The 25224-nt window shown below is 64.3% G+C and carries 23 protein-coding genes; 7 read left to right on the forward strand and 16 right to left on the reverse strand.

What is annotated here, in order from left to right:
• Nucleotides 1-53: 53 nt before the first annotated feature.
• The 5 genes from O3303_RS05410 to bshB1 all read left to right on the forward strand — a co-directional run bounded on the left by O3303_RS05410 (nt 54) and on the right by bshB1 (nt 4607).
• Nucleotides 54-917 carry a sigma-70 family RNA polymerase sigma factor gene (locus O3303_RS05410; protein ID WP_022823752.1) on the forward strand — a complete coding sequence of 288 codons (864 nt, stop codon included), beginning with the start codon at nt 54-56 and terminating at the stop codon, nt 915-917.
• Between the two features lie 75 nt (nt 918-992).
• Nucleotides 993-1574, forward strand: a complete 582-nt coding sequence (locus O3303_RS05415) for a DUF6985 domain-containing protein (RefSeq protein ID WP_269561047.1) — start codon at nt 993-995, stop codon at nt 1572-1574.
• Complete coding sequence (trxB, locus tag O3303_RS05420; RefSeq protein WP_269561048.1) at nt 1571-2521, forward strand: thioredoxin-disulfide reductase; 951 nt, start codon at nt 1571-1573, stop codon at nt 2519-2521. The genes O3303_RS05415 and trxB overlap by 4 nt, the downstream gene beginning before the upstream one ends.
• Before the next feature lie 139 nt (nt 2522-2660).
• Nucleotides 2661-3791: a M23 family metallopeptidase gene (locus O3303_RS05425; RefSeq protein ID WP_269561049.1), complete on the forward strand. Its 1131-nt coding sequence runs from the start codon at nt 2661-2663 to the stop codon at nt 3789-3791.
• A 96-nt stretch (nt 3792-3887) separates the two neighbouring features.
• Nucleotides 3888-4607 (forward strand): bacillithiol biosynthesis deacetylase BshB1, encoded by a 720-nt coding sequence (bshB1, locus tag O3303_RS05430; RefSeq protein WP_269561050.1) that lies wholly within the window; start codon nt 3888-3890, stop codon nt 4605-4607.
• Nucleotides 4608-4706: 99 nt separating this feature from the next.
• Here the strand turns inward: bshB1 and O3303_RS05435 are convergent, their stop codons facing one another.
• The 11 genes from O3303_RS05435 to O3303_RS05485 all read right to left on the reverse strand — a co-directional run bounded on the left by O3303_RS05435 (nt 4707) and on the right by O3303_RS05485 (nt 17732).
• Nucleotides 4707-5630: a universal stress protein gene (locus O3303_RS05435; RefSeq protein WP_269561051.1), complete on the reverse strand. Its 924-nt coding sequence runs from the start codon at nt 5628-5630 to the stop codon at nt 4707-4709.
• A gap of 43 nt (nt 5631-5673) precedes the next feature.
• On the reverse strand, nt 5674-6405 hold the full coding sequence (locus O3303_RS05440) for a sulfite exporter TauE/SafE family protein (RefSeq protein ID WP_269561052.1): 732 nt from the start codon (nt 6403-6405) through the stop codon (nt 5674-5676).
• A 125-nt stretch (nt 6406-6530) separates the two neighbouring features.
• Complete coding sequence (locus O3303_RS05445) at nt 6531-6992, reverse strand: FixH family protein (RefSeq protein WP_269561053.1); 462 nt, start codon at nt 6990-6992, stop codon at nt 6531-6533.
• Nucleotides 6993-7019: 27 nt separating this feature from the next.
• Nucleotides 7020-8429, reverse strand: a complete 1410-nt coding sequence (ccoG, locus tag O3303_RS05450) for a cytochrome c oxidase accessory protein CcoG (RefSeq protein ID WP_269561054.1) — start codon at nt 8427-8429, stop codon at nt 7020-7022.
• Nucleotides 8430-8556: 127 nt separating this feature from the next.
• Entirely contained in the window at nt 8557-9435 is an 879-nt protein-coding gene (locus O3303_RS05455; RefSeq protein ID WP_269561055.1) for a cbb3-type cytochrome c oxidase N-terminal domain-containing protein, read from the reverse strand.
• Nucleotides 9429-9632, reverse strand: a complete 204-nt coding sequence (locus tag O3303_RS05460; protein WP_269561056.1) for a hypothetical protein — start codon at nt 9630-9632, stop codon at nt 9429-9431. The genes O3303_RS05455 and O3303_RS05460 overlap by 7 nt, the downstream gene beginning before the upstream one ends.
• Before the next feature lie 73 nt (nt 9633-9705).
• On the reverse strand, nt 9706-11919 hold the full coding sequence (gene ccoN, locus O3303_RS05465; RefSeq protein ID WP_269561057.1) for a cytochrome-c oxidase, cbb3-type subunit I: 2214 nt from the start codon (nt 11917-11919) through the stop codon (nt 9706-9708).
• A 103-nt stretch (nt 11920-12022) separates the two neighbouring features.
• Nucleotides 12023-12187 carry a cbb3-type cytochrome oxidase assembly protein CcoS gene (ccoS, locus tag O3303_RS05470; RefSeq protein WP_269561058.1) on the reverse strand — a complete coding sequence of 55 codons (165 nt, stop codon included), beginning with the start codon at nt 12185-12187 and terminating at the stop codon, nt 12023-12025.
• A 124-nt stretch (nt 12188-12311) separates the two neighbouring features.
• Entirely contained in the window at nt 12312-14837 is a 2526-nt protein-coding gene (locus O3303_RS05475; protein ID WP_269561059.1) for a heavy metal translocating P-type ATPase, read from the reverse strand.
• 245 nt (nt 14838-15082) lie between these two features.
• Entirely contained in the window at nt 15083-16138 is a 1056-nt protein-coding gene (locus O3303_RS05480; protein ID WP_269561060.1) for a response regulator, read from the reverse strand.
• A complete protein-coding gene (locus O3303_RS05485) occupies nt 16116-17732 on the reverse strand; it encodes a sensor histidine kinase (protein WP_269561061.1) in 1617 nt (538 codons plus the stop codon). Before O3303_RS05485 ends, O3303_RS05480 begins: the two co-directional genes overlap by 23 nt.
• A gap of 145 nt (nt 17733-17877) precedes the next feature.
• On the opposite strand from O3303_RS05485, the gene O3303_RS05490 reads away from it, so the two are divergent.
• A complete protein-coding gene (locus O3303_RS05490) occupies nt 17878-18225 on the forward strand; it encodes a hypothetical protein (protein ID WP_269561062.1) in 348 nt (115 codons plus the stop codon).
• A 190-nt stretch (nt 18226-18415) separates the two neighbouring features.
• Here the strand turns inward: O3303_RS05490 and O3303_RS05495 are convergent, their stop codons facing one another.
• From O3303_RS05495 to O3303_RS05505, 3 genes are all read right to left on the reverse strand, one after another.
• Entirely contained in the window at nt 18416-19294 is an 879-nt protein-coding gene (locus O3303_RS05495) for a universal stress protein (RefSeq protein WP_269561063.1), read from the reverse strand.
• Nucleotides 19295-19394: 100 nt separating this feature from the next.
• Complete coding sequence (locus O3303_RS05500; RefSeq protein WP_269561064.1) at nt 19395-20255, reverse strand: universal stress protein; 861 nt, start codon at nt 20253-20255, stop codon at nt 19395-19397.
• A 286-nt stretch (nt 20256-20541) separates the two neighbouring features.
• Nucleotides 20542-21582 (reverse strand): 2-hydroxyacid dehydrogenase, encoded by a 1041-nt coding sequence (locus O3303_RS05505; protein WP_269561065.1) that lies wholly within the window; start codon nt 21580-21582, stop codon nt 20542-20544.
• A gap of 195 nt (nt 21583-21777) precedes the next feature.
• Between O3303_RS05505 and O3303_RS05510 the strand changes: the two genes are divergently transcribed.
• On the forward strand, nt 21778-22599 hold the full coding sequence (locus O3303_RS05510; protein WP_269561066.1) for a universal stress protein: 822 nt from the start codon (nt 21778-21780) through the stop codon (nt 22597-22599).
• Between the two features lie 92 nt (nt 22600-22691).
• On the opposite strand, the gene O3303_RS05515 is transcribed toward O3303_RS05510, so the two are convergent.
• Entirely contained in the window at nt 22692-23183 is a 492-nt protein-coding gene (locus tag O3303_RS05515) for a hypothetical protein (protein WP_269561067.1), read from the reverse strand.
• 303 nt (nt 23184-23486) lie between these two features.
• The gene (gene accC / locus O3303_RS05520) at nt 23487-24998 is read right to left on the reverse strand and encodes an acetyl-CoA carboxylase biotin carboxylase subunit (protein ID WP_269561068.1); all 1512 of its coding nucleotides are present in this window, start codon (nt 24996-24998) and stop codon (nt 23487-23489) included.
• Between the last annotated feature and the right edge of the window lie 226 nt (nt 24999-25224).

The following is a 25224-nucleotide window of genomic DNA, read 5'->3' on the forward strand; positions in this document are numbered from 1 at the left end:
CCGGACCAACACGACCTTACTAGCATCAACAACTCAACTCTCTCGCGCCCGCAATGAGACAGCTAAAAATCAGCAAGCAGATCACCAACCGCGAAAGCCAGTCGCTGGATAAATACCTCCAGGAGATTGGCAAGGTGGATCTGTTAACCCCCGACGAGGAGGTAACGCTGGCGCAACGCATCAAAGAAGGTGACCAGCAAGCGCTGGAAAAACTCACCAAGGCCAACCTACGCTTCGTGGTGTCGGTGGCCAAGCAATACCAGAACCAGGGCCTGAGCCTGGGCGATTTGATCAACGAGGGCAACCTCGGCCTGATCAAAGCCGCCAAGCGCTTCGACGAAACCCGGGGCTTTAAATTCATTTCCTACGCCGTTTGGTGGATTCGCCAGTCGATTCTGCAGGCCCTGGCCGAGCAGAGTCGTATCGTGCGTCTGCCCCTGAACCGGGTTGGCTCGCTGAACAAAATCAGCAAGTCGTTCTCGGAGTTGGAGCAGAAGTTTGAGCGTGAGCCTTCGCCCGAGGAAATTGCCGAAGTACTGGAGCTGACCACCTCGGAAGTGGTGGATACGCTCAAGATTTCGGGTCGCCACGTATCGGTGGATGCTCCGTTTGTGCAGGGCGAAGAAAACCGCCTGCTCGACGTACTCGAAAATGAGGACGAAGAATCGCCCGACACCGGCCTGATGAACGACTCGCTCCGCAAGGAAGTGCAGCGCGCCCTGAGCACGCTCACCAAGCGCGAAGCCGACGTAATCACGCTCTACTTCGGTCTGAACGGGGAACACTCGCTCACGCTGGAAGAAATCGGCGAGAAGTTCAACCTGACCCGCGAGCGGGTTCGCCAGATCAAGGAAAAGGCCATTCGCCGCCTGCGCCACACTTCGCGTAGCAAGGCCCTGAAGCCGTATCTGGGGTAAGTAGTTCTACCCCGTAGCAGAAAACCCTGACCTTCGGTTGGGGTTTTTTGTTTAATCTACTCATCACGTTCTGCAATGGACAAATTCATCCAAAGTACCGTTGTAGGGCCGATGCTCCAAGATGCCGATTTAGACGATTGGTGGCAAAGTCAACCGGTGGCCGTACCGTTTTTCGACAATCAGCCAGTAAGTGTTGTCCTTTCCGGTGTGCTTAGCGCTACTGCTGCGGACTTAGCTGACATGGATGAGTGCCTGACGCACTTCCTGGCTTTGGGTGCGGCCGACCGGCTGGCGCTTTCCGATTTAGTCTGGGCTAATTACCAGGAAGTAGTGGAAGCGGTTGGTGAGGACCTGGATATCCGCATTGACACGCCGGCCGATGTATGGGCGCACGTGCATCCGAGGGAAATACATATATCCTGGCGGGACCGACGCGACGAGGACATATACCTGAGTGTTGAGTGCGCTTGCGACTGGGAAATAGAGCACGGCTTGCAACTGGTATTTCGGCGGGGACGCATGCTTACGCGGGTCAGCCAGTGTGATGGGCAACTGACCGAGGCCGATGCTAATGACTGGCCCGATGAGAAGGATGCCCTTCTTTCGGCCTACAACGCTACTTTTACATCTCCAAAAAATCAGAACGTACTCGAATGAGCGAGAATACCACCCCAGAACACATCAAGTGTCTGATTATCGGCTCCGGCCCGGCCGGCTACACGGCGGCTATTTACGCGGCCCGCGCCAACCTGAAACCCGTGATGTACCAGGGCCTGCAGCCCGGCGGCCAGCTCACGATTACCAACGACGTCGAGAACTTCCCCGGCTACCCTGACGGCATCATGGGGCCCGAAATGATGGAGGACCTCAAGAAGCAGGCCGCCCGCTTCGGTACCGATATCCGCTACGGCATTGCTACGTCGGTGGACTTCTCGGGCCACCCGCACCGCGTGATAGTGGATGAGAAGGTAGAGCTGACGGCGGATACCATCATCATTGCTACCGGCGCGTCGGCTAAGTGGCTGGGGCTGCCCTCGGAGCAGCGTCTGAACGGTTCGGGCGTATCGGCCTGCGCCGTGTGCGACGGGTTCTTCTACCGCGGCAAAGACGTTGCCATTGTGGGCGCCGGCGACACCGCGGCCGAGGAGGCTACGTATCTGGCCAACCTGTGCAACAAGGTGTACATGATTGTGCGCAAAGGCGAGATGCGGGCTTCGAAAATCATGCAGAAGCGCGTGACCGACAATCCCAAGATTGAGGTGCTTTGGAACACCGTCACCGACGAAATCCTGGGCGAGCACGCCGTGGACGGTGCCCGCGTGAAAAACGTGCTCGACGGCACCACCCGCGACCTGGTCATTGAGGGCTTCTTTGTGGCCATCGGCCACGACCCGAACTCGAAAATCTTCCAGCCCTATCTGCACCACGACGAGCAGGGCTACCTGAAAACCATTCCCGGCACGGCCAAAACCAACGTGGACGGCGTATTCGCCTGCGGCGACGTGCAGGACTTCAGCTACCGCCAGGCCGTAACGGCGGCCGGCTCCGGCTGCATGGCCGCCTTGGATGCCGAGCGGTACTTGGCTGCCCTGGGCGACCACTAAGTGCAGAAGCCAAGGAGTGAATGAAGGAGTTAGCTTGCGTTACACTATCGAGGCTGATAGAACGTTGAGCGGACTGCTTCATTCACTCATTGTGCGCTTCCCTGCTACACCCATTAAATTTTTGCCCTTGCTCCATTTTGTGAAACACTGGCTGCTGCCGCTGCTACTGATCGGGCTGTTCCTTGGCTTGCCCGGCCAGCTGCTTGCCCAGCGCCGCAAAGCGCCGGAGCCGAAGGCGAAAGCCGGCTCTGCGGGCAAGCGGAGCGACTTTTTCCGGATTAAGTCGCCCACCATCCGCTACGTGCGGCCCGATACCACCATCCTGATTCAGACGGAAGAGCTGCCCGACGAGGGCTCCGATGCCGCCAAATCCATCTTCTTCAACCCGGCCAAAAAGCTGTCTATCGTGAGTGAGGATACCTCCACGCTCAACGAAGGCGGGCAGCACATTGTGGAGATGAAGGAAGAGGTGCAGATTGACTCTTCCTGGATTCAGGTGGCCGGTTATTACGCCATCTGGGATACCCACAACATCAATCCCTACCGGGTAGATGGCCGCCGCATCAGAGACACGCTCAACCTGAAACTCACGGAGCCGGAGCGCCAGCGCTACGCCAAAATGCCGCTGGTGAAAACGCCCATGACGTCGGATTTCGGCTTCCGGGGCTACCGCTGGCACTACGGCGTGGATCTGGACCTGGAAACCGGCGACTCAGTGAAGGCGGCTTTCGACGGGGTGGTGCGCATTGTGAAGTGGGACGGCTCGGGCTACGGCAACTACGTGCTCATCCGCCACTACAACGGCATCGAAACCCTCTACGGCCACATGCAGAAGTCGCTCGTGACGCCGGGCACCTTCGTGAAGGCCGGGGAGCTGATTGGCCGGGGCGGCAGCACGGGCCGCAGCAGCGGCTCGCACCTGCACTACGAGGTGCGCTACGAGGGCAACCCCATCGACCCGGAGCAGATGTACGACTTCCCGGATTACCGCCTCATCAAAGACAACTTCCAGATTACCTCCGGCCTGTTTGCTTACTACAGCAAGTCGCTGAAGTACCGGGGCGGGAGCGTGCCGGGGGCGGCTACACGCAGCGCCAGTGCCAGCAGCAGCAAGCCTACCCAGGCCCGCCGCATAGTGTCGCACAAAATCCGTAGTGGCGATACGCTCTCGGAAATTGCCGATAAGTACGGCGTGTCGCAGGCCCAGATCCGGCGCCTGAACGGTGGCACCGCCGTGCTGCGCGTAGGCCGGACGCTGCGGATCAAGTAAATAGTGTAAGAGTTGAATGGTTAAATGGCTGGTCGTTCATCGCATCGTCGGAACAGCCAGCCATTTAACCATTCAGCTTTTCAACCTTTCAACAAGATGAAACTAGATATCCTGGCTTTCGGGGCGCACCCCGACGATGTAGAAATGTCAGCGGCCGGTACGCTTCTGGGCGCAGCGGCGGCCGGCAAGAAAATCGGCATCGTGGACTTTACCCGGGGTGAGCTGGGCACGCGCGGTACCCCGGCCATCCGGGCCGAGGAGGCTGAGGCGGCCAGCCGCATTCTGGGGCTGCACGCCCGCGAAAACCTGGGCCTGCCCGATGGTTTCTTCCGCAACGACCGGGAGCATCAGCTGCCGCTTATTGCGGCCCTGCGGCGCTACCAGCCCGACGTGGTACTCTGCAACGCCATACACGACCGCCACCCCGACCACGGCCGCGGGGCGCAGCTGGCCTCAGATTCCTGCTTCCTGAGTGGCCTGCGCATGATTGAAACCCTTGGCGACGATGGCCAGCCCCAGCTGCCCTGGCGGCCGCGTCTGGTGTATCACTACATCCAGGACCGCCAGATTCCGGCCGATTTCGTGGTGGATATTACGGCCCACTGGCCGAATAAATGGGCGTCCATTCAGGCGTATCATACCCAATTTTTCAACCCCGACCTCAACCAGCCGCAGACGTACCTTTCCAGCCGGGAGTTCGGCAATTTTATGGAGGCGCGCGCCCGGGAGTTCGGGCATCTGATTGGGGTGGAGTTTGGCGAAGGCTTCACCCGGCAGCGGCCCGTAGGAGTGCGCGAAATTACGGAGCTGATTTAGGGCTGACCTCAGCAAAAAGGTGCCGCCCCGGCTTCCCGCCAGCACGTGCTGGCAGGGAGTCGGGGCGGCACCTTTTTGGGCGGTGAGTGCTGACTGCGACTACGCGTGGTAAGTGGGGTGGAAGTGGCTGAGGGCCGCCACCGCACCGTCATCGTGCGTTAGCCGCTCGGCGCACTTACCGCAGCATACCGCCTGCGCGGGCGTGCCGGCGCTACGCAGCACCAGCACCGGAATGCGCGTGTGGTAGGCCTGCGTGGTGGTGTAGCAGGCATCGAAGTAGTGCAGCAGCTCGGCGCGGCTGGCAGGCGCTACTATTAGCAGCTGGGCCTGCTGGCGGGCGCAAAACTCGCTCACACCTTCCAGCGGCGCCTCATCCTCGAGCAGGTGGGTTTGTACGTTGGGCCAGGTCAGCTGGCGCAGGGCGCGGGTCTGGGCTTGCTTGAGCGGTAGACGCTGCCGGCGGTCAGTAGGTGCGTAGAACTGCACCAGATCCAGGGTGCCGGGGAAGGCCTCGGCCAGGGCCGACAGCCGGGGAAGGGTGTGGAGTGGCAGTGTGCTGAAGTCGGCGCTGAACACCAGCCGGCTGGGCAACGACCGGCGGCCCGGCGGCACCACCAGCACGGGGCAGGCAATGAGGTCGGCAATGGCGGCGGCGTGGTTGCCGGGCGCTTCCTGCCGGCCGCAGTCGACGTGCTCCAGGCTCATCACCACCAGCTGGGCGGCGCAGCGGGCTACTTCGGCGGCTATGTGGTCATGGAGGCAGCCGCTGAGCACGCGGTAGTGGTAGCGGATGCGGCGGCCGTCCTGGCGGGTGAGCTGCTGGTAGCGCAGGCGCTCCACGAGGCTGCGCAGACGCTGCTCTTCCGCGGTCAAGTCGGCGGCGGGGGAGGCCGCATCGGCCGCTGGGGTCTGGCAGTAGAGCAGCACGATTTCGGCCGGCCAGCGCACGGCCAGCTTGTTGGCGTAGGCGAGCAGGTGTTCGGCCGAAGCCGTGTGGTCGAGGGGAACAAGGAGTGTGTTCATAAAGCAGGCATCAGGCGACGGGACAGGAAGAAGTTTGTGGCAGTTAATGGCAATAATGAACGGTAGGTGGCGTAACCGGCCGGGCTACTGCGGCCGAAGCGGCAGCGCTCAGGCGCGGGCTCAGGTACGGAATGCCCAGCCCCAGCCCGCGCATGATGAACAGCACCGCCAGCACCGAGGCGGCGTAGGGCACCACCCGCCGCATACCGATGCGCCAGGCCAGCGGCACTATGCGGCCGCTCAAACTCAAACCCAGCATCAGCGGCAGGGTGCCCAGCCCGAAGCAGGCCATGTAGGCGGCGGCCCCGGCCACGCCCGGCGCGCTCAGGGCTCCGGCCAGCGCCAGATACACCATACCGCAGGGCAGCAGCCCGTTGAGCAGGCCCGTGGTGAACAGTGCTCCCCAGGATGCCCGCTGAAACTGCGACGCTAGGGCCGTTTTCACCCAGTTCAGCGGCCGGTTCAGGCCAACCAAGGCGGCGAAGCGGCCGGTGTAGCGCTCCGGCACCGCCACCAGCAGCAGAATCAGCAGGCCCGAGGCCACGGACAGGCTTTGCTGCCAGCCGGCCAGCCGCAGGCCCTGGCCCAGCAGGCCGGCCGCCGCCCCCAGCGTGGCGTAGGTGGTAGTGCGCCCCAGGTTGTAGAGCAGCCGCCCACCCACATACTGCCCCGGCCGGCCGCCGGCTTGGCCCGGTAGTGCTAGCGCAATGGCCCCGCACATGCCCACGCAGTGGAAGCTGCCCAGCAACCCAAAAACGAAACCGGCCCAGAGCATAAGGGAGTAGTGAGATGAGAGTATTGGGGAGTGAGTCGGGGTAATGGATGCGGACTTCCCGCACTCAGTGCGTCAGACTGCTTTCTGAACCGCAGTTCATGGCTGCATAGTGGCAGTGCTACCGGTTATAGAACCAGCGTTTTTTCGAGGAAGTAGGCCTGTCCGCCGGCCGTAAAATCGAGGCGGATGCGCCAGTAGCCGGGCTGCATGCGGGCCGTGCTGAGCTGCTGCCGGCCCGCCACCAGCTGCAGCGGCAGCGTGAAATCGAGCTGCTGGTTGGAAGGGCGGAAAAAGTGCAGCGTGCCCCGTGCCCCCTGCGCCGCCAGGGCTGCGGGCAGCTGCAGCAGCAGGCGGTGCGCGGCCACTTCGTAGCGCAGCTCCACCGGCGCCGGCAGCGCCGCCGTGCGTGCCACCGACTCCAGCCGCTGCTGATACACCAGCTCCTGCTTGTAGTAGTCGGGGCTGACCAGATCGACGGGGGTGCGCATGGCCTGCTGCACCATGTAGCCGATGTAGCCCGCAAACAGCAGGAACACGGCCACGATGGCGTAGGGCCAGAAAGTACGGTTGGCGGGAAGAGAAGTCATGGCGAAAAACGGTTAGCGGCGACGGTGCTACTGCACCGGCCCGAGGAATTTGGTGGAGGTTTCGGCGACCAGCTGCTGGCCGCTGAACAGCCCGATGCGCAGCGTCTGGTTGGTGCGGTGCAGCGCCGTGCGGGGCAGCTCGGCGAAAAACACGCCCTCCGTGATGCCCTGCGCCGGCAGCGTGAGCGGCCGCCCGCCCACCAGCGCAATGCGGCCCTGCGCCGGCTCCAGCACCCGCAGCGTGATGGGGTAGGCGTGGTTGGTTTTGTTGATGACCGAGATGTTGTAGAGGTTGGTGATGGTGCCGGCGGCCGTTTTCTGATACAGCTGCCCCGGCGTGCGCAACACCGTGGCAGCCACGTTCTCCCGGGTTGCCAGCAGGCCCGTAAGTGCCGCCAGCAGCAGCAGCAGTACCCCCGACAGCGCTTTCACCCGGCCCGTAAACCGGAACTTCGTACCGTTGGCAATGCCATTGACCGAGGCGGCCCTGATCAGGCCCTGGGGCAGATTTACCTGCAGCATGATGGCGTTGCAGGCGTCGATGCAGGCGGTGCAGTTGGTGCACTCCAGCTGGGTGGCGCCGTTGCGGATGTCGATGCCGGTGGGGCAGACCTGCACGCACTGGTGGCAGTCGATGCAGTCGCCGGCGGTACGGGCCTGGGCTTTGCGTAGCTTTTCGCGCGGCTCGCCCCGCTGGTAGTCGTAGGCCACTACCAGGCTGTTTTTGTCGAGCAATACGCCTTGCAGACGGCCGTAGGGGCACACAATGGTGCACACCTGCTCCCGGAAGCGTGCAAACACCGCGTAAAACACGCCCGTGAACAGCGTGAGCGAGGCCAGCCCGCCCAGGTGCGCCGCCGGTGGGTCGGTGACAATCCGCGTCAGCTCTTCGGTGCCGATGATGTAGGCCAGAAACGTGTTGGCAATGACGAACGACACGGCCAGAAACAGCACGTGCTTGGTGGTTTTGCGCCAGAGCTTGTCCCAGTCCAGTGCGCGGCGGTCGAGGGCTTTCTGCTGGGGTGCGTCACCTTCCAGCCAGTATTCGATGCGCCGGAATACCATCTCCAAAAAGATGGTCTGCGGGCAAACCCAGCCGCAGAACACCCGCCCGTACACCACCGTGAAGACGATGATGAACACCAGAAACGTGAGCGTGGCTACTAGCAGCAGGAAGAAATCCTGAGGCCAAAAGATCTGGCCGAAGATGATGAACTTCCGGGCCGGCAGGTTGAGCAGCAGTACCGGCAGCCCGTTGATACGCAGCCACGGCCCGGCAAACAGCAGCGCCAGAAACCCGTAGCTGAGCCATTTGCGGTAGCTATACAGGCGGCCGGCGGGCTGCTTGGGGTAGAGCCACACCCGTTTGCCGGCCGCATCTATCGTCGAAAGCGAGTCGCGGTACGAGTCGTCGGGCTTGAACTGAGTGGCGGGCATGGGGGCGTAGGTTGATGGGCGTTCCGGTCCGACGCCGTAGGCGTCTGACCGGCTGTCGTAAGGGTAAGCTGCTGAGTTTTGGGGCCAGTCGGCGCGGCTGGAGGCAGGTGTCGGACCGGCCGACGGCTTACAGCCCGGCCACGGTCTTAGTAGTGGCCTCTTTCTCGCCCTGCGGCTCCTTGGCATTGGCGGGTTTGGTTCCCTGTAGGCTCAGCACGTAGGAGCTCACCTGCAGCATCTGCTTGCTGGAGAGCTTGCCTTTCCAGGCCACCATGCCCTTTCCGTTCACCCCGAACTTGATGGTTTTGTAGACGTGGTTCACCTCGCCGCCGTGCAGCCAGAACTCGTCGGTCAGGTTCGGGCCGACTTTGCCCTCGCCGCTGGTTCCGTGGCAGGCCGCGCAGTTGGTTTGGAACAGGTCTTTGCCGCTGCCTAGGTCGGCGGAGGCCGTGAGTACCTGGTAGGTGGTGACCTGGTTGGGGTCATCGGAGCCGACGGGCACGAACAGGGCCGCCTGCTGCATTTCCACGGCGTATTCGGCGGTTTGTAGCGGCCCGGCCTGCAGCACGTGGTAGTAGCCCACGTAGCCGATGGCAATGAGAATGGTGAGGTAGAAGCCGTATTTCCACCACGGCGGCAGGTCGTTGTCGAACTCGTGGATGCCGTCGTACTCGTGGTCCATCAGTTCGTCGCGCACCTCGCCCTGCACCAGGCGGGCGTCGCCCACCAGCAGGCCCAGCACCTGGCCGCTCCAGGTGTCGTGCACGGTTGGGAGTTCGTAGAGCTGGCGCAGCTGGGGCTTCATCTGCACCACCACGCCCACCAGCGTGAGCAGCAGCACTATCAGCAAAAGACCCAGCAAGCCCAGCAGCACCCAGAACAGCACCTGCTGCCCGGTAAGGGCCGTAGTGGCCGCGGCTGGGGCGGCCGCCGCGGACTGGCCCGCGGCCGCGTAGCCGATCAGCAACCCCAAGATGCTCAGCAGCACAGTTCGTTTGGTTAGCATGAGGCGTCGGGTTCGGGGTGCGAGGTTGGGTACAGGTCGTTGTCGGCGAGGGGCAATGCACTCATGGCGCGCAGGTGCGGCCGGCTGGCCACCGCCACGTACACCAGCAAGCCCAGGAAAAACAAGAAGAAAATGGCGAAGGAAATAAGCGGGTAGATGGTGATGCCCGCAATGGATTGCAAGACGTTCTTATCCATGGTTTGGGGAGGATTGAGGCGGTTTGAAATTGGTTTCCGGTCCGACAGCGGCGCTGCCGGACCGAACCAGATACTACTGCGCTGCGGCTTCGGCGGCCTGCGCCGGCTGCACCTTAATGTCGGTGCCCAGGCGCTGCAGGTAGGCAATCAGGGCCACGATTTCCCGGTCTGATTTCAGCTCGATGTCTTCCTTTTTCAGGTTGGCCACGATGCCTTGCGCCTGCTGCTGGGCGTCGGCCACGGCTTGCTGGTCGAAGCCGGCGGGGTAGGGAGTTCCCAGGCCCTGCAGCACCCGGATTTTGGCCGGCAGCGTGCTGTAGTCGATGGTGTTTTCAAACAGCCACGGGTAGGGCGGCATGATGGAGCCCGGCGACATGCTGGTGGGGTCCATCATGTGGTTGTAGTGCCAGGAGTTGGGGTACTTCTGGCCCTCGCGCTGCAAGTCGGGGCCGGTGCGCTTGCTGCCCCACAGGAAGGGCCGGTCGTAGACGTACTCGCCGGCTTTGCTGTACTCGCCGTAGCGCTCGGTTTCCGACCGGAACGGGCGCACCATCTGGGTGTGGCAGTTGGAGCAGCCTTCCTTGATGTACAGGTCGCGGCCCTGCAGCTCCAGCGGCCGGTAGGGCTTCACCGAGGCAATGGTGGGCACGTTGGACTTCACCAGAAAAGTCGGAATCATCTCCACCGCCCCGCCGATGGCAATGGCCACCGTGGCGCCCACAGCCAGCTGAAACGGACGGCGCTCCAGCCAGCGGTGCCAGTGCCCGGACTGCACGTGCGGGTCCTGGGCTTCGGGCAGCAGGGCAGGGGCCTGGGCCTTTTCGTTGGCCAGCAGCGAGCCGGCCTGCGCCGTTTTGTAGAGGTTGTACATCAGCAGAAACACGCCGCTCAGGTAAAGCACCCCGCCAATGCCGCGCAGGTAGTACATGGGCACCAGCTGAATCACGGTTTCCAGGAAGTTGGGGTACTGCAGCATGCCCTCGGCATTGAACTGCTTCCACATCAGGCCCTGCGTGAAGCCGGCCCAGTACATGGGAATGGCGTAGAACAGGATGCCCAGCGTGCCCAGCCAGAAGTGCGTGGTGGCCAGTTTTTTGGAGTACAGCGGCGTGCGGTAGAGGCGCGGCCACAGCCAGTACAGCATCCCGAAGGTGAGGAAGCCGTTCCAGCCCAAAGCCCCCACGTGCACGTGGGCCACAATCCAGTCGGTGAAGTGGGCAATGGCATTCACGTTCTTGAGGCTCAGCATCGGGCCCTCGAAAGTGGCCATGCCGTAGGCCGTGATGGCCACCACGAAGAACTTAAGCACCGGCTCCTCGCGCACCTTGTCCCAGGCGCCGCGCAGCGTCAGCAGCCCGTTGATCATGCCGCCCCAGCTGGGCGCAATCAGCATGATGCTGAAGGCCACGCCCAAACTCTGGGCCCAGTCGGGCAGGGCCGTGTACAGCAAATGGTGCGGCCCGGCCCAGATGTAAATGAAGATCAGCGACCAGAAGTGCACGATGCTGAGCCGGTAGGAATACACCGGCCGCTCGGCGGCTTTGGGCACGAAGTAGTACATCAGCCCCAGGTAGGGCGTGGTCAGGAAGAAGGCCACCGCGTTGTGCCCGTACCACCACTGCACCAGCGCATCCTGCACGCCGGCGTACATGGAGTAGCTTTTGAACAAACTCACCGGCACCGCCATCGAGTTGACGATGTGCAGCACGGCCACCGTAATGAAGGTGGCAATGTAGAACCAGATGCCCACGTACAGGTGCCGCTCGCGGCGCCGGGCAATGGTGCCGAACATGTTCCAGCCGAACACCACCCACACCAGTGTAATAGCAATGTCAATGGGCCACTCCAGCTCGGCGTATTCCTTGCTGGTGGTGATGCCCAGTGGCAGCGTGGCCACGGCCGACACGATTATCAGCTGCCAGCCCCAGAAATGCACCTTGCTGAGTACATCCGAAAACATGCGGGCTTTGCACAGCCGCTGCAGCGAGTAGTAGACGCCGGTAAAAATGCCGTTGCCGACGAATGCGAAAATGACGGCGTTGGTATGCAGCGGCCGGATGCGCCCGAAGGTGGTGTAAGCCGTGCCCATGTTCACCTCGGGCCTGGCTAGCTCAAACGCGGCCAGCACGCCCACCAGCATCCCGATAATGCCCCAGATGACGGTGGCAATACCAAAGTCGCGGACAATCTTGTTGTCGTAGAAAAACGTGTCGACGGCCGGCGCGGGCGGCCTCGGGGCCGGCGGCGTTTGCGGGGCCGCGGCCGGGAGTAGGGGTTCGACTTGCATAGCCAGGAGGAGAGGAAAAGTATCTGCCCCAAAGGTCCTGGCCGGCCGTTCCCGAAAAGCTGACGAAAGTCAGCCCGCTGCGTGATTGATGTCAGGCAGCGGGCTAGGGCGCGGGCGTTTCCTGCTCGATTTCGTCCTCGAACAGCATGCGCACGGCCGGCGTGTAGTCGTCCTCGTACTGGCCCGAGCGCACCGCCCAGAAAAACGCGCCCAGAAACGTAAGCGCCACCAGCAGACTGATGCCGATAAGCAGGAAAATGATGGTCATGGCGGGGGAGGAGTTTGCACGGTGTAGAGACGCGTATTCGCGTCTCGTCGTTGGTGATGTTGTTTAGCGGCGTGGTTTGGCGCGGTTCCGGTCGTTCAACGACCAGACGCGAATCCGCGGCCATTTACAGCCCCCGCCGCCAGGCGGCCAGGTGCACAAGCAGCGTGGCAAACACCATCACGCTCAGCGAGCTGATGGGCATGAGAATGGCCGACACGATGGGCGTGAACCGGCCCTGCACCGCCAGCGTCAGCCCGATGCCGTTGTAGCAGAACGACAGCGCGAATGTGGCCAGTACGATGCGCAGGCAGTCCTGCGAGAAACTTAGGATAGTGGCCAGCTGCCCGAAGTTGCCAGCCTCCAGAATGGCGTCGCAGGCCGGGGAGAAGTTGGTGAGCGTGTCGGTGAGGGCAATGCCGACGTCGGCGCGCTGCAGGGCCCCGGCGTCGTTCAGGCCGTCGCCGACCATGACGACGGTGCAGCCCTGCTGCCGGAGCTGGGCCACGTAGTCGAGTTTCTGCTGGGGGCTCTGGCGGAAGCGCAGCTCCGCCTGCGGGCCGAACAGCTCCCGGAGCCGGTGCTGCTCGGTATCGTTGTCGCCGCTGAGCACGGCCAGGCGGTAGCGCTGACTGAGCTTCGCCAGCACTGCGGGCAGACCCTCGCGGTAGGCGTTATGGAATGTGAAGCAGCCCTGCACCGCCTCATCCAGCCTGACATAGACGCTGGATTGCAGGCTCGTCGTGGTTTGATTGGCGTGTAAAGACGCGACACTTCGCGTCTCGTCGTTCGCGCCGTTCGGATTGCCCACAGTAGTACCGTTCAACGCCGAGGCGCGAATTGTCGCGTCAATACAATCGTTTAACCCCACGAAGTCGGCCGAGCCAACCCGCACCGCCACGCCGCCCACGATGCCGCGCAGGCCCTGGCCGGGCACTTCGGCAAAGCCGGCTACGGCCAGCGAGCTGGCCGGCAGCTCGGCCGCCAGGCGCTGGCTGAGCGGGTGCGTGGAGTGGCGAACCAACGCGGCTACGGCCTGTAATTGGTGTGGGTTGAGGGCCAGGCCTTCATAGGAAACGGCGGCGCGGTGCACGTCGGTGAGAGTGCCGGTTTTATCGAAGACGAGGGTATCGGCGCGGCCCAGGGTTTCTACTACGGCGGCGTTTTTCAGGTACAGCTTGCGCCGGCCCAGCACCCGCAGCGCCGCCCCCAACGCAAACGGCGTGGCCAACGACAGCGCGCACGGGCAGGCAATGACCAGCACCGACGTGAAGGCCCGCAACGCCATGGCCGGGCTGCGCGGGTACCAGTAGGCCACGGCTCCCAGGGCCAGCACCAGCGTCAGGGCCACGAAGTAGCGGCCTACGTGGTTGGCGTAGGTTTCCAGGGAGGCTTTTTCGGGTTTCTGAAAGGCGGAGTTGTTCCAGAGCTGGGTGAGGTAGCCCTGCGACACGTTACGCACCACTTCCAGCTCCACGGTTTCGCCCATCTGCCGGCCGCCGGCATACACCAGCTCGCCGGCCGCCTTCGCCACCGGCTCACTCTCGCCCGACACAAAGCTGTAGTCGATCTGGCCGGCGCCGCGCCGCAGCACTGCATCGGCCGGAACAAGCTCCTGGTGCCGCACCCGAATCCGCTGCCCCGGCTGCAGCTCCTTCACCGACACCGACTGTTCGCCGGCAGGCGTAAGCAGCGTCACGGCCACCGGAAAGTAGGCCGTGAAGTCCCGGTCGAAGCGCAGGGCGTCGTAGGTGCGTTGCTGCACCCATTTGCCGATCAGCATGAAGAACACCAGCCCGGTAAACGAGTCGAAGTAGCCGGGGCCGCGCTGGGTGGCCACCTCCACCACGCTGGTCACGAACAGCGCCGTGAGGCCCAGGCTGATGGGCACCTCGAGCGTGATGTGGCGCTGGCGCAAGCCCTGCCAGGCCGCCCGGTAGAAGCCGCGCGCACTCACCAGCAGCACCGGCACGGCCAGCAGCAAGCTCAGCCAGCCAAAAAACTGCCCGAAAGTGGCCTGCAGTCCCTCGGTGAAGGAAAAGTAGTCGGGGAAAGCCAGCAGCATCACGTTGCCGAAGCCGAAGGCCGCCACGCCCAGTTGGTAGTAGAGCGTGCGGCTGGCGCGGTGGGGCTGGGCACCCAGCTCGGCCAGCGTAATCTGCGGCTCGTAGCCCACGCTGGCCAGCAGCTGCACCACCGCCCGCAGCGAAGTGCGCGCCGGCCGGTAGCTGACGGTGAGCTCCTTGCGCAGAAAGTTGACCCGCGAGGACGAAATTCCCGCATCCAGCTTAAACAGATTTTCCAGCAGCCAGATGCAGGAGGCGCAGTGCATCTGCGGGATGGTGAGCGTGAGCCGCGCCAGCGTATCGGAGCGGAACGCCAGCAGCTGGCTCTGCACCGCCTCGGAGTCGAGGTAGGCGAAGCGGCCGGGCAGCTCCACGGGCTTTATCTTCTGGCCGGGCGCTGCATCGAGGCGGTAGTAGGTGCACAACTGGCTGGCTGCCAGAAGCTCATACACTGTTTTGCATCCAATACAGCAAAAGTGCAATTTCGGGTTTTCGGCCAGTTTGACAGGCTCATCGGGGCAGGCGTCGCCGCAGTGGGTGCAGGCCAGGGAGGTGAGGGTGTCGGCGGAAACGGGCGCAGTAGGCACGGGCAAAGGGGGCTGGTGGCAGCCCCAAAGCTCCGCCGCACGGCGCGCCCGTTACCTGACGAATGTCAGGCCCGCCGCTGATTCATTTCAGGTGGCTCCGCTTCGAAAACCCGCGCCAAATATTCACCTTTGCCGTGTTGTTCCGGAAGGCCGGGTCGGAGTTGCTCCCGGCCTGGCCTTTTTATTGGCCCGGAGCGGTTGCTGAGTGGCTTTTAGCGCGTGGTTTGGCGCTTGCGGCCGGGGGCTTACCAGTGGCCGTTGCGCAGTTTGGCCGGCTGCAGCACCCGGATATTCTTGGGCGTCAGCTCGATCAGGCCATCCTGCCGGAACTCGCTCAGCGTGCGGATCAAGGACTCAGGCGCGGTGCCCACAATGGCGGCCAGGTCGTCGCGGGAGAGCTGGATGGCGGCTTCCGGAGTGCTGCCGGCTTGCTCGTGCATGTGCAGCAGCGTGTCGGCCACGCGCCGCCGGATGGAGTTGTAGGCCATGTCCAGCAGCTGCTGCTCCCGCTCGCGCACCCGGCCCGCCAGCAGCCGGATAAACTGCTGGCCCACCTCGGCGTTGTGCATCACCAGCTGCAGAAAATCACTCTTCGGAATGTGCACCAGGTCGGCATCGTCCACGGCCACGGCCGAGTCGTCGTAGGGCGTGCGCTGCAGCACCGACAGGTACCCGAAAAACTCGCCGGGACCGTAGAGGCCCGTAATCAGCTCCTTGCCGCCGCCGGTGGTTTTCACGGTTTTCACCCGCCCGCTCTGCACGAAGTACACCCGCGCCGGCTCGTCGCCTTCGCGGTAGATGTCCTGTTTCTTGCGCACGGTGTGGGGCTTGCGGTCCACGGACAGGCGCTGCAGGTCGCCCACGGCGCGGGCATCGTCCAGAAACTCGTGCAGGCCGCCCTCGCCGCGCAGGTCGTAGTCGGGCTGCAGGCGGCGGAAGCGGTTGAGGCGGCCCGTGATGGCGCTCAGCAGCTCGGTTTCGTCGAAGGGCTTGGTCAGGTAGTCGTCGGCGCCCAGCTCCATGCCGCGCCGCTGGTCGGTGCGCTCGGTTTTGGCCGTCAGGAAGATGAAGGGAATGCCGGCCAGCTGGGGGTTCTGGTTGAAGATGTGCAGCACGCCGTAGCCGTCGAGCACGGGCATCATAATGTCGCAGATCACCAGGTCGGGGCGCACGGCCAGGGCCTGCTCCACGCCCAGCTTGCCGTTTTCGGCGGTGTGCACGGCGTAGCCGGCCAGCTCCAGAATTTCGGCGGTGTTTTCGCGAATCGGGGCATTGTCTTCAATCAGCAGAATGGTTTTCATAGGGTATGGAGATGGTGACGGTGGTGCCGACCCCCAGCTGGCTGTGTAGGGCAATGGTGCCGCCCATCAGCTCCAGGTACTTGCCAATGATGTAGAGCCCCAGGCCGGTGCCCGGGATATTGGTGACGTTGCGGGCCCGGAAAAACCGCTCGAACAGGTGCTGCTGGTCTTCCTCCGAGATGCCCACGCCTTCGTCCTGCACCACCAGCGTGAGGCGGCCGGCTTCGGTGGCGGCGCGCACCAGCACTGTGGTGTTTTCGGCGGCGTATTTGAGGGCGTTGGACAGCAGATTGACCAGGATTTTGCGCAGCAGCGACGTGTCCAGCCAGGCGGGCTCGGTGCCCAATAGCTCCGGTACGATGCGCTGGCCGGGCCGTAGCAGCCCCTGCACGTCGGCCACGGTTTCCTGCAGCAGCTCCGGCAGATCCAGTAGGGCGGGGCGGGCCTGCACCCGGCCTTCCTCAATCCGGCCCACCGACAGAAACTCCTCCAGAATGTCGCTCAGGTGCTTCACCGAGGTGCGGATGCGGTCCAGGTGGCGCAGGCGCTTGTCCTGCTGGTCGGCGCCGGGGTACTTTTCGATGAGGGCCGCCGAGGTGAGTACCGTGGTCAGGGGCGTGCGGAACTCGTGCGAGGCCATGCTCACGAAGCGCGACTTCAGCTCGCCCAGCTCCTGCTCGGCGGCCAGGGCCTGGGTCAGCTCGCGGGTGCGCTGCTCCAGCTGGCCCAGGGTGGTCATTAGGGCGTGGGTGCGGTCGGCTACTTTGCGTTCCAGGTCGGCATTGAGGCGTTCCACGCGCTGGCGCTGGGCAATCAGCTCCCGCTCGGCGTCCTTCTTGAAGCTGATGTCGATGATATAGGCCACCACGAACAGCTCGTCGTCGAGGTGGAAATAGCTGAGGCTGATTTCCACCGGAAATACGCTGCCATCCTGGCGCAGGGCCTCCAGCGCGCCGCGGTGGGCGCCCATCACGCGGGCCGTGGGGTGGGCGTTGAAGCCGGTGCGCAGCTGCTCGTGGCGGCGGCCGGCGGCATCGGGCACCAGCTCCTCGATGCGGCGGCCCGTGAGGCCCTCCGGACCGCCGTAGCCGAAAAGCTCCTGGGCCTTGGCGTTGGCCAGCTCGATGCTGCCCTGGCGGTTGCAGACGATGATGCCGATGGTGGCGTGCGCAAACACGGCCTCAAACCGGCGCAGACTCTGGGCCAACTGCTGCTCGGCCTGGTGCAGCGGCTCGGTGTTGGTGAGCCGGATCAGGAAATACGGCTGCCCTTCCAGCAGCAGTGGCGAGGCTTCTACCTGAGCCCAGAACGTGTGGCCGGCCTGGTGGCGCACCTCCAGCTCCTGCTCGTAGCGGCCTTCCTGCCGGATGTGCTCGTGCAGGGCAGCCCGCTCGGCGGGGGGCAGCGGCTCGGCGCGCAGCGTGCGGCGCGGGTCGTGGTAGAGGGCCTGGGCCGAGGGGTAGCCCAGCAGCTGGTAGCCGGCGGCATTCACCTGCGTAAACCAGCCCAGCGTCACGTCGTAGAGGCCCACAAAATCCCGGGCCTGCTCAAACAGAATATCGGTCAGCGGATTCTGGTACAGCGCGGTAGGCATGGGGCAGCAAGAAGCGGGGAAGCGCGCAACTTGCGCAAAAAACAGCAGATGACCTATCTCAGTGGGTATCCTGACGTTCGTCATATTGGCGCGGGTGGCCGGGCGGTAGTTTTGGCCTCGTATTCCCCCGTTTTCACTGTTGCCCATGCCAGGCCATCTTCCACCGGTGGCGCCAGAACTGCCGGCTGCTGCCGTGCTGCTGGTGCTGCTGCCCGCGCTGCCCGTTTCGCCCCAGGCGGCCGGGCCGGCCTTTTCGGCCCCCGATCTGGCTGCGCTTCAGCGCCGGCTGGGTACGGCCGTGCAGGTAATGCAAATCAATGAGGGGGCTTTTCCGGCGGTGGTGCACAGCTTTGCGCCCGAGCAGCTGCCCACCTGCGTGCTGCTGCACCAGGGCGTGGAGCTGTGGCGCCAGCCCGGCATGCCCACCAGCGCCGGCGTGGCCGCCCTCAGCCTGGTGCTGCTGCAGGCCGGTATCGGGGGAGTTGGTGGCTAAATCGTCCTGGTGAATAGCCTCACGCCCCATCCTTTTCCTAAGATAAAGCGCCAGCCGGAAATTCAGGCAGCCAACGCGTCGGAAGCAGCCCGGTGGCCTGCGGCTGAAACAGCAGCAGGCGGGGCGGGTGTCAGGCTGCTGCCCGATGCCCGCCCCGCCTGTTTTGAGGGAGAAATATGCTGCTTTCAAGCTATAATAATGCTGGCCGGGCCGGGGGGTAGTGGGGAAGCCCCGAATCTGGCATCGTAGGCAGCAGCAGCACCGGCCGCTGTGCATGGCGCAGCACATGGTCGATGACGCTGCCGTGGAACAGCTTGTGCACCCAGCCGTGGCCCTGGTCGAGCAGGCCCACCATATCCGCCGACAGCTGCTGGGCGGCCTGCAGAATTCCCGGCCCCGGCCACTCGCTCATTACGGTGTGCAGCCCGCACCCGGCAATGGCGGCACTCAGGCCGGAGCGCTGCAGGGCGTGCAGGCCGGCGTGGCCCCCGATTTGCTGCTCCGGCGTGAGCACGCACACGGCCACCACGTCGGTGCCCAGCGCATCGAGCAGAGGCGCTACGGCAGTGGCCGCCGGGCCCAGCCGGAACGGCCGGTCCTCCAGGGCCAGAGCCAGGCGGCGCGGCGCCCGCAGAGCCGAGTCGGGGAGGTGCTCTGGCACCAGCAGCAGCGGGTAGCCGGTTTCGTGGGCCAGGGGCAGGGCGCGGTTGCTGAGCCACTCGTCCAGCAGGCCATCGGTGGCGGTGAGGCCGGCCACCAGCAGCAGCGGATGGTAACGGTTGAGCGCGCGTACTACCGCCCCGGACCAGTCGGTTTCCAGCAGCTCGGCCGTGGCGGGCACGGGCATGTCGGCGGCTACCTGCGCCAGCGCCTGTCGGGTGTCCTGCACGTAGCGGGCATCGATGGGGGGCATGATGACGCCAAACTCGGTGGCCGTGAGCGGCAGCGGATAGTAGGCGTGCACCAGGTGCAGCTCGGCCCCCAGCGGCGCTGCCAAAGCGGCGGCATAGGCCCGGGCCCGTTCGGCCGCAGCCGAAAAGTCGGTGAGAACAACCAGATTGGGTTTCATGGCGCAACGGAAAAGGTAGTGTTGTGGGTTGGAGCTACAAGGCAGCCGGACGGGCGAAGAGCCTGTACGGGCCGTGGCAGCTGCTCCGGCGGCCGGCTACTCAGCACATCGGCGGCATCCAGCCGGGCTGTGCGGGGGCTTCTACCGGCAGCAGCAACACCGGCACGGGGCTGCTGCGCAGCACCTGGGCCGTCACGCTCCGGTGAAACAGCCGCCCCAGAAAGCTCCGCGGGCGGGCAATCAGCACCAGCAGGTCGGCCTGCACATCGTCCAGGGCCTGCAGAATGCCGGCGGCCGGCGGCATCAGCTTGGATTCGTAGAGCACCGGCGCGGTGGCCGGCGGCAGCAGCGCGCTCAGGTGTACGGCCCCCAGGGCCCGCTGGCCCACAAAGGCCTCCCGCTCGGTGGCGGCGGCCACGTGCACTACCGTGAAGACGGCTCCCCAGGCTGCCAGCAGCGGGGCCACGGCCCGGGTGGCGGCATTCGGCGTAAACTCTTCGGCATCGACGGCCAGCACCACCCGGCGGGGCCGGTGCCCGGCGGCGGCGGCTGGCACCAGCAGCAGCGGGCGGTGCGTGGCCCGCAGCACGGGCAGGGCCTGGTTGTGCAGCAGATGGTCGAGCATGTCCGGCTCGGGGCTCAGGCCCATGGCCAGCAGCAGCGGCTGATGCCGCCGTACGGCCTCGTCCACGGCCTCGGGGGCCGCCCACACCGATACTTCGACGGTGGCGGGCACGGTCAGGCGGGCAGCCAGCTCGTGCAGCGCCACCGACGTTTCGGCCTGGCTGCGGTAGGCCTGCGCCGTCGTCACGGTTACCAGTTCGGGGTCCAGCACCGGATTGTGGTACAGGTGCAGCAGCACCAGCCGCGCGTGCAGCGGCTCCCCGAGCAGCCCCGCATAGCGCGCAGCCTGCTCGGCGGGCTCCGCCAGATTCGTCAGTACCAGAAGGGAAGCAGGCATGGGTCAGAGCTGGAAGGTGAGGAGTTGGATACAAGGCCGCCCGCACCGCGTGGCCGCCGGAGCGGCCTGCGCCTCAGGCGTTGGGCCGGTGCTGCGTGCCGCGCAGATAGGCGCTGGTGAGGGCCAGGACGGCCAGCAGCAGCGTCGTAAACAGAATTGTGGGAGTTACCATGGCGTTGGGGAGTTTAGGGCAGCGTGGCCTACAGCAGACAAAAGGGTTGGCGGAAACGTACGGCGTTTGTTCTGCTAATAAACTGATAAGCAACGGGCTGGACCATGACATTCGTCATGCCTTTGCGCTGGCCGGCGTAGCGCTGCTGCCGGCTTTGACCGGCGGCGGTAACAGCTCGTGCGCCGGCGCCTCGCCCTGGCCCCAGGCCGTGAGGCTGGCCACGGTGGCCTCGGCAATGTTGGTGAGGGCCTCCCGGGTGAGGTAGGCCTGGTGGCCCGTGATGAGCACGTTTTTGAAGGTGAGCAGGCGGGCAAAGGTGTCGTCGAGCAGCAGGTCGCGGGTGTGGTCCGTGAAGAACAGGCCCTTCTCGGCCTCGTACACATCCAGCCCCAGAAAGCCCAGATGGCCCGATTTGAGGGCCCGCAGCGCGGCGGCCGTGTCCAGCACGCCCCCGCGCCCGGTGTTGATGAGCATCACGCCGGGCTTCATGCTTTTGAGCAGCCGCTCGTTGATCAGGTGGTGGGTGGCGGGCGTGAGCGGCGTATGCACGCTGATGATGTCGGCCTGGGCGCAGAGCTGGCTGAGCGGCACGTATTCCAGGCCGTAGCGCTCGGTCAGCTCGGGGTTGGGCTGCACATCGGTGCCCAGCAGCCGGCAGCCGAAGCCGTGCAGAATGCGCGCCACCACGGCCCCAATGCGTCCCACGCCCAGAATCCCGACCGTTTTGCCGTGCAGCTCAAACCCGATCAGCTGGTCGAGCCGGAAGTCGTTGGCGCGCAGCTGCTGGTCGGCCTGGTGCAGGTGGCGGCACAGCGTCAGCATGAGCGTCACGGCGTGCTCGGCAATGGCGTAGGGCGAGTAGTCGGGCACGTTGGCCACCCGGATGCCCAGCTGCCGGGCCGCCACCAGGTCTACGTTGTCGTAGCCGGCGGCGCGCACGGCCACATAGCGCACGCCGTAGCTGCTGAGCTGCTCCAGCACCGGCCCCGACACATCATCGGGGCTGAACACGCTGATGGCCGCCGCGCCTTGGGCCAGGTGGGCGGTGTCGGCGCACAGGCGCGTGTCCAGCAGCTGCAGCTGGTGGTGGCGGGTGTTGGCGTGTTGCAGAAAGCTGCGCTCAAACGATTGAACACTGAACAGGGTGGCGTGCATAGGGGCAGGGCGAAACGCAAGCTGGCAACCCACCGAAAGCCGGCAGGCCGGGCAGCTTACCCCACAAGGTTACGGCCCGGCCCGGCCGGTTTCCATGATGAATGTCATGCCGGCCGCTAAGTTTTGGCATAGGACTGCCGGCGCTGGCGCCGGTGCTTTGCCTCTCACTTTCTCTTTCCGCTACGCCCGCACCTCATGGCTACTTCCCTGCTGATTCTCACCGACTTTTTCCAGGCCGCCAACCGCGCCCTCGACTACGCCACCAACCTGGCCGGAGCCTTGGGGGCGCGGCTGGTGCTGCTGCACGTGCGCCGTAACTCCCTGCTCGACCCTGAAATGTTCACCGGGGAGCTGTCCAACCTGAGTCAGGAGGCCATCGGCCTCGCCCTCAGTAGCCTGGCCGGCAACCTGGCCGTGCCCGTGGTGGCCGAAGTGGCGCACGGCCGCGTGGCGTATGCCGTGGCCGATGCCGTCAGCCGCTACCATCCGGCCCTCATCATCCTGGGCCGCCCCGACCAGGCCAACACGCCCGATGAGCTGGTGCAAACCACCGCCCTCGACATCCTGCGCACGGGCCCGTATCCTATGCTGGTGGTGCCCCACAGTCAGCAAACCACCGCTCCGCCCCGGCGCGTACTGCTGGCCGTTGATGGCGAGCCGTTCACGCTCGGCGAGTATGCCGGCTCCGCCCGCCACCTGCTCACGGCCCTGCAGGCCCAGCTCACGGTGCTGCACGTCGCCCCCGACGGCGCTTCGTCGGCTGCCACCGAAACCCAGGCCCTGGACTCCGTGTTGCGCACCGGCCTCACCATCAATTTGCCGCCGGTGCACACCCGCACGATCGGGCACGCGCACCCCGCCGCCGCCATCCTGCACGCCGCCAACCCCGCCGATTATGATCTGGTGGTGCTGGTTGCCCGGCACCGGAGCTTCTTCGGGCAGCTCTTCCACCAAAGCGTAACGGCCCAGGTGTTACTGCACAGCCAGCTGCCGGTGCTGGTGCTGCCCGCGGCGTAGGGTTGCTGCCAGAACGACCAACGCCGCCCGGGTTACATCCAGGCGGCGCGGTTGCGGAGTTACCGCTGGCGAGGCAGTAAAGGCAACAGTTGTCACTTACTGAGCCACTGCCTGGTTATCGCAGGGGATTGTAAACGGAAAAGACTGTCTAAAAATGGAATGAATCTGGGCGCTTCGTAGGCGCTGTCCCCAACTCCATCGAGTAGGTCAGCCGTTCCCGGTGGCATCTTATAGACAACCAGCTTACACGTATCACGACCATTGGCTACCTGCAGACTGTAGCGTCTGAGCGACGGTCTGTAACCTCCGGCCTGCACCCGCACCGGTCGTAGACCCTTGGCGAGCACACGCAGCTGTTGAAGTGCCGACGCATCTACGATGTGCTGATAAACCAGGTGGCCATCATCCGCTTGTCCAACGATGGTCATCATTGTCACAGATGAGCCATGCAGTGAGTTGAGACAGGTCCGGTGGGCTTTCTGTTCAATGACAAACGCTTCATTCTCACGCAGGCAGCCGTAAAGAATCACTCCTGGGAGAACAATAATCAAACAGGTTTTAAGCAGAAATTCCTGGATGCTCATTCGCAAAAGGTCATTATTGAGAGCCTACACGAGCAGGCGCGACGGCGTTAACGGCGCGAAGCCCCAGGCTTACCCATGCCCTCGCCCGGCTGCGCCGAATGAGCTGCCACGCCTGAGGGATTGCGCCCCGAATCCGTCCGTGCCGCTGACTTCAACAACACCAACGCGCGCAGCATAGCTGCTTGGGCGTAGCGGCTCACTCGGCACAGCCGAGCGAGGGCGGAATCCATCAGAACTACCCTGTGGTATAAAAGCGAAGCCCAGCCGTTATGGCTGGGCTTCGCTTTTGCATGACTTTACCGTCTACCGCACCCCCAGCCGGTTCCGCTTCCAAGCGGAGCCGGTAGCGGTTGGTGCTTCAGCAGAAGCGGCGGTGGCACCGGGTTTCTTGTCCGTCAGGAGCATGGCGGTGAGCACGGCGGCGAGCTTGGCGGTGGCTTCGTCCGGGGCGGTGGGTTTCAGGGCGTCGGCCGGGAAATGGTCGCGGATGAAGTTGGTGTCGAAGTTGCCGCTCACGAAGGCCGGGTGCTGCAGCACGTAGCGGCCGAAGCCCAGCGTGGTTTCGATGCCGGTAATCTGGTACTCCTCAATGGCACGCAGCATCCGGGCAATGGCCTCCTCGCGGGTAGCCCCGAAGGTGACGAGCTTGGCAATCATCGGGTCGTAGTAGATCGGGATTTCCATGCCCTGCTCGAAGCCGTCGTCGACGCGTACGCCGGGGCCCTGGGGGCGCACGTAGGTGGTCAGCGTCCCGATGTCAGGCAGGAAGTTGTTCTGCGGGTCCTCGGCGTACACGCGCAGCTCCAGGGCGTGGCCGTTGATGCTCAGGTCTTCCTGCTGGAAGGCGAGGGGCAAGCCCTGGGCCACCTTGATCTGCTCCTTCACTAGGTCGAGGCCCGTAATCTGCTCCGTCACGGGGTGCTCCACCTGCAGGCGGGTGTTCATCTCCAGGAAGTAGAAGTTGTGCTGGTCATCGAGCAGAAACTCCACGGTGCCGGCCCCGGTGTAGTTGCAGGCTCGGGCCACGTCCACGGCGCAGCGGCCCATTTCGGCGCGCAGCTCGGGCGTGAGCACCGCCGAGGGCGCTTCCTCAATCACCTTCTGGTGGCGGCGCTGAATCGAGCATTCCCGCTCGAACAGGTGCACGATGTTGCCGTGCTCGTCGCCGAGCACCTGAATTTCGATGTGGCGCGGGCCGGTCACGAACTTCTCAATGAATACGGCTCCGTCGCCGAAAGCTGACACGGCCTCGTTGATGGCCAACTGCATCTGCTCCTCGAAATCCTCGGCCGAATTCACGATGCGCATGCCCTTGCCGCCACCGCCGGCCGAAGCCTTGATCAGGATGGGGAAGCCCACCGTGGCAGCAATGCGCTTGGCCTCCTCCACGTCGGAAATGGCCTCGTCGGTGCCGGGCACCAGCGGGATGTTGTAGGCTTTCACGGCCTGCTTGGCTGAGAGCTTGTCGCCCATCAGGTTCATGGCTTCCGGCGAAGGCCCCACGAAAATCAGCCCGGCCTCCGTGACCATGCGGGCAAATTCGGCGTTTTCGCTCAGGAAGCCGTAGCCGGGGTGAATGGCATCGACGCCCAGCTGGCGGCAGACTTCCAGAATTTTGTCGCCGCGCAGGTAGCTGTCTTTGCTGGCGGGCGGGCCCACGCACACGGCCTCATCGGCGTAGCGTACGTGCAGGGCGTTGCGGTCGGCCTCGGAGTAGATGGCCACGGTCTGGAGGCCCATTTCCTTGGCCGAGCGCAGCACGCGCAACGCAATTTCGCCGCGGTTGGCCACGAGCAGCTTGGTGATTTTTTTCATCAGGAGAGAGGTGGAGCGGGTAGGAGAGGAGTCGGATTATGTAAATAGAACGTCATGCTGAGCTTGTCGAAGCATCTCTACCGCTTCGTTGTATTACTACTGCAACGAAGCGGTAGAGATGCTTCGACAAGCTCAGCATGACGTTACTGTTGGCTGTAACAGGCGTTCAGATACCCAAAGAAACGCCATTCCGGCCGGACCGTAAAACTGCCCGGCCCAATTCGCG

The organism is Hymenobacter canadensis (assembly GCF_027359925.1).
GTDB lineage: Bacteria > Bacteroidota > Bacteroidia > Cytophagales > Hymenobacteraceae > Hymenobacter > Hymenobacter canadensis.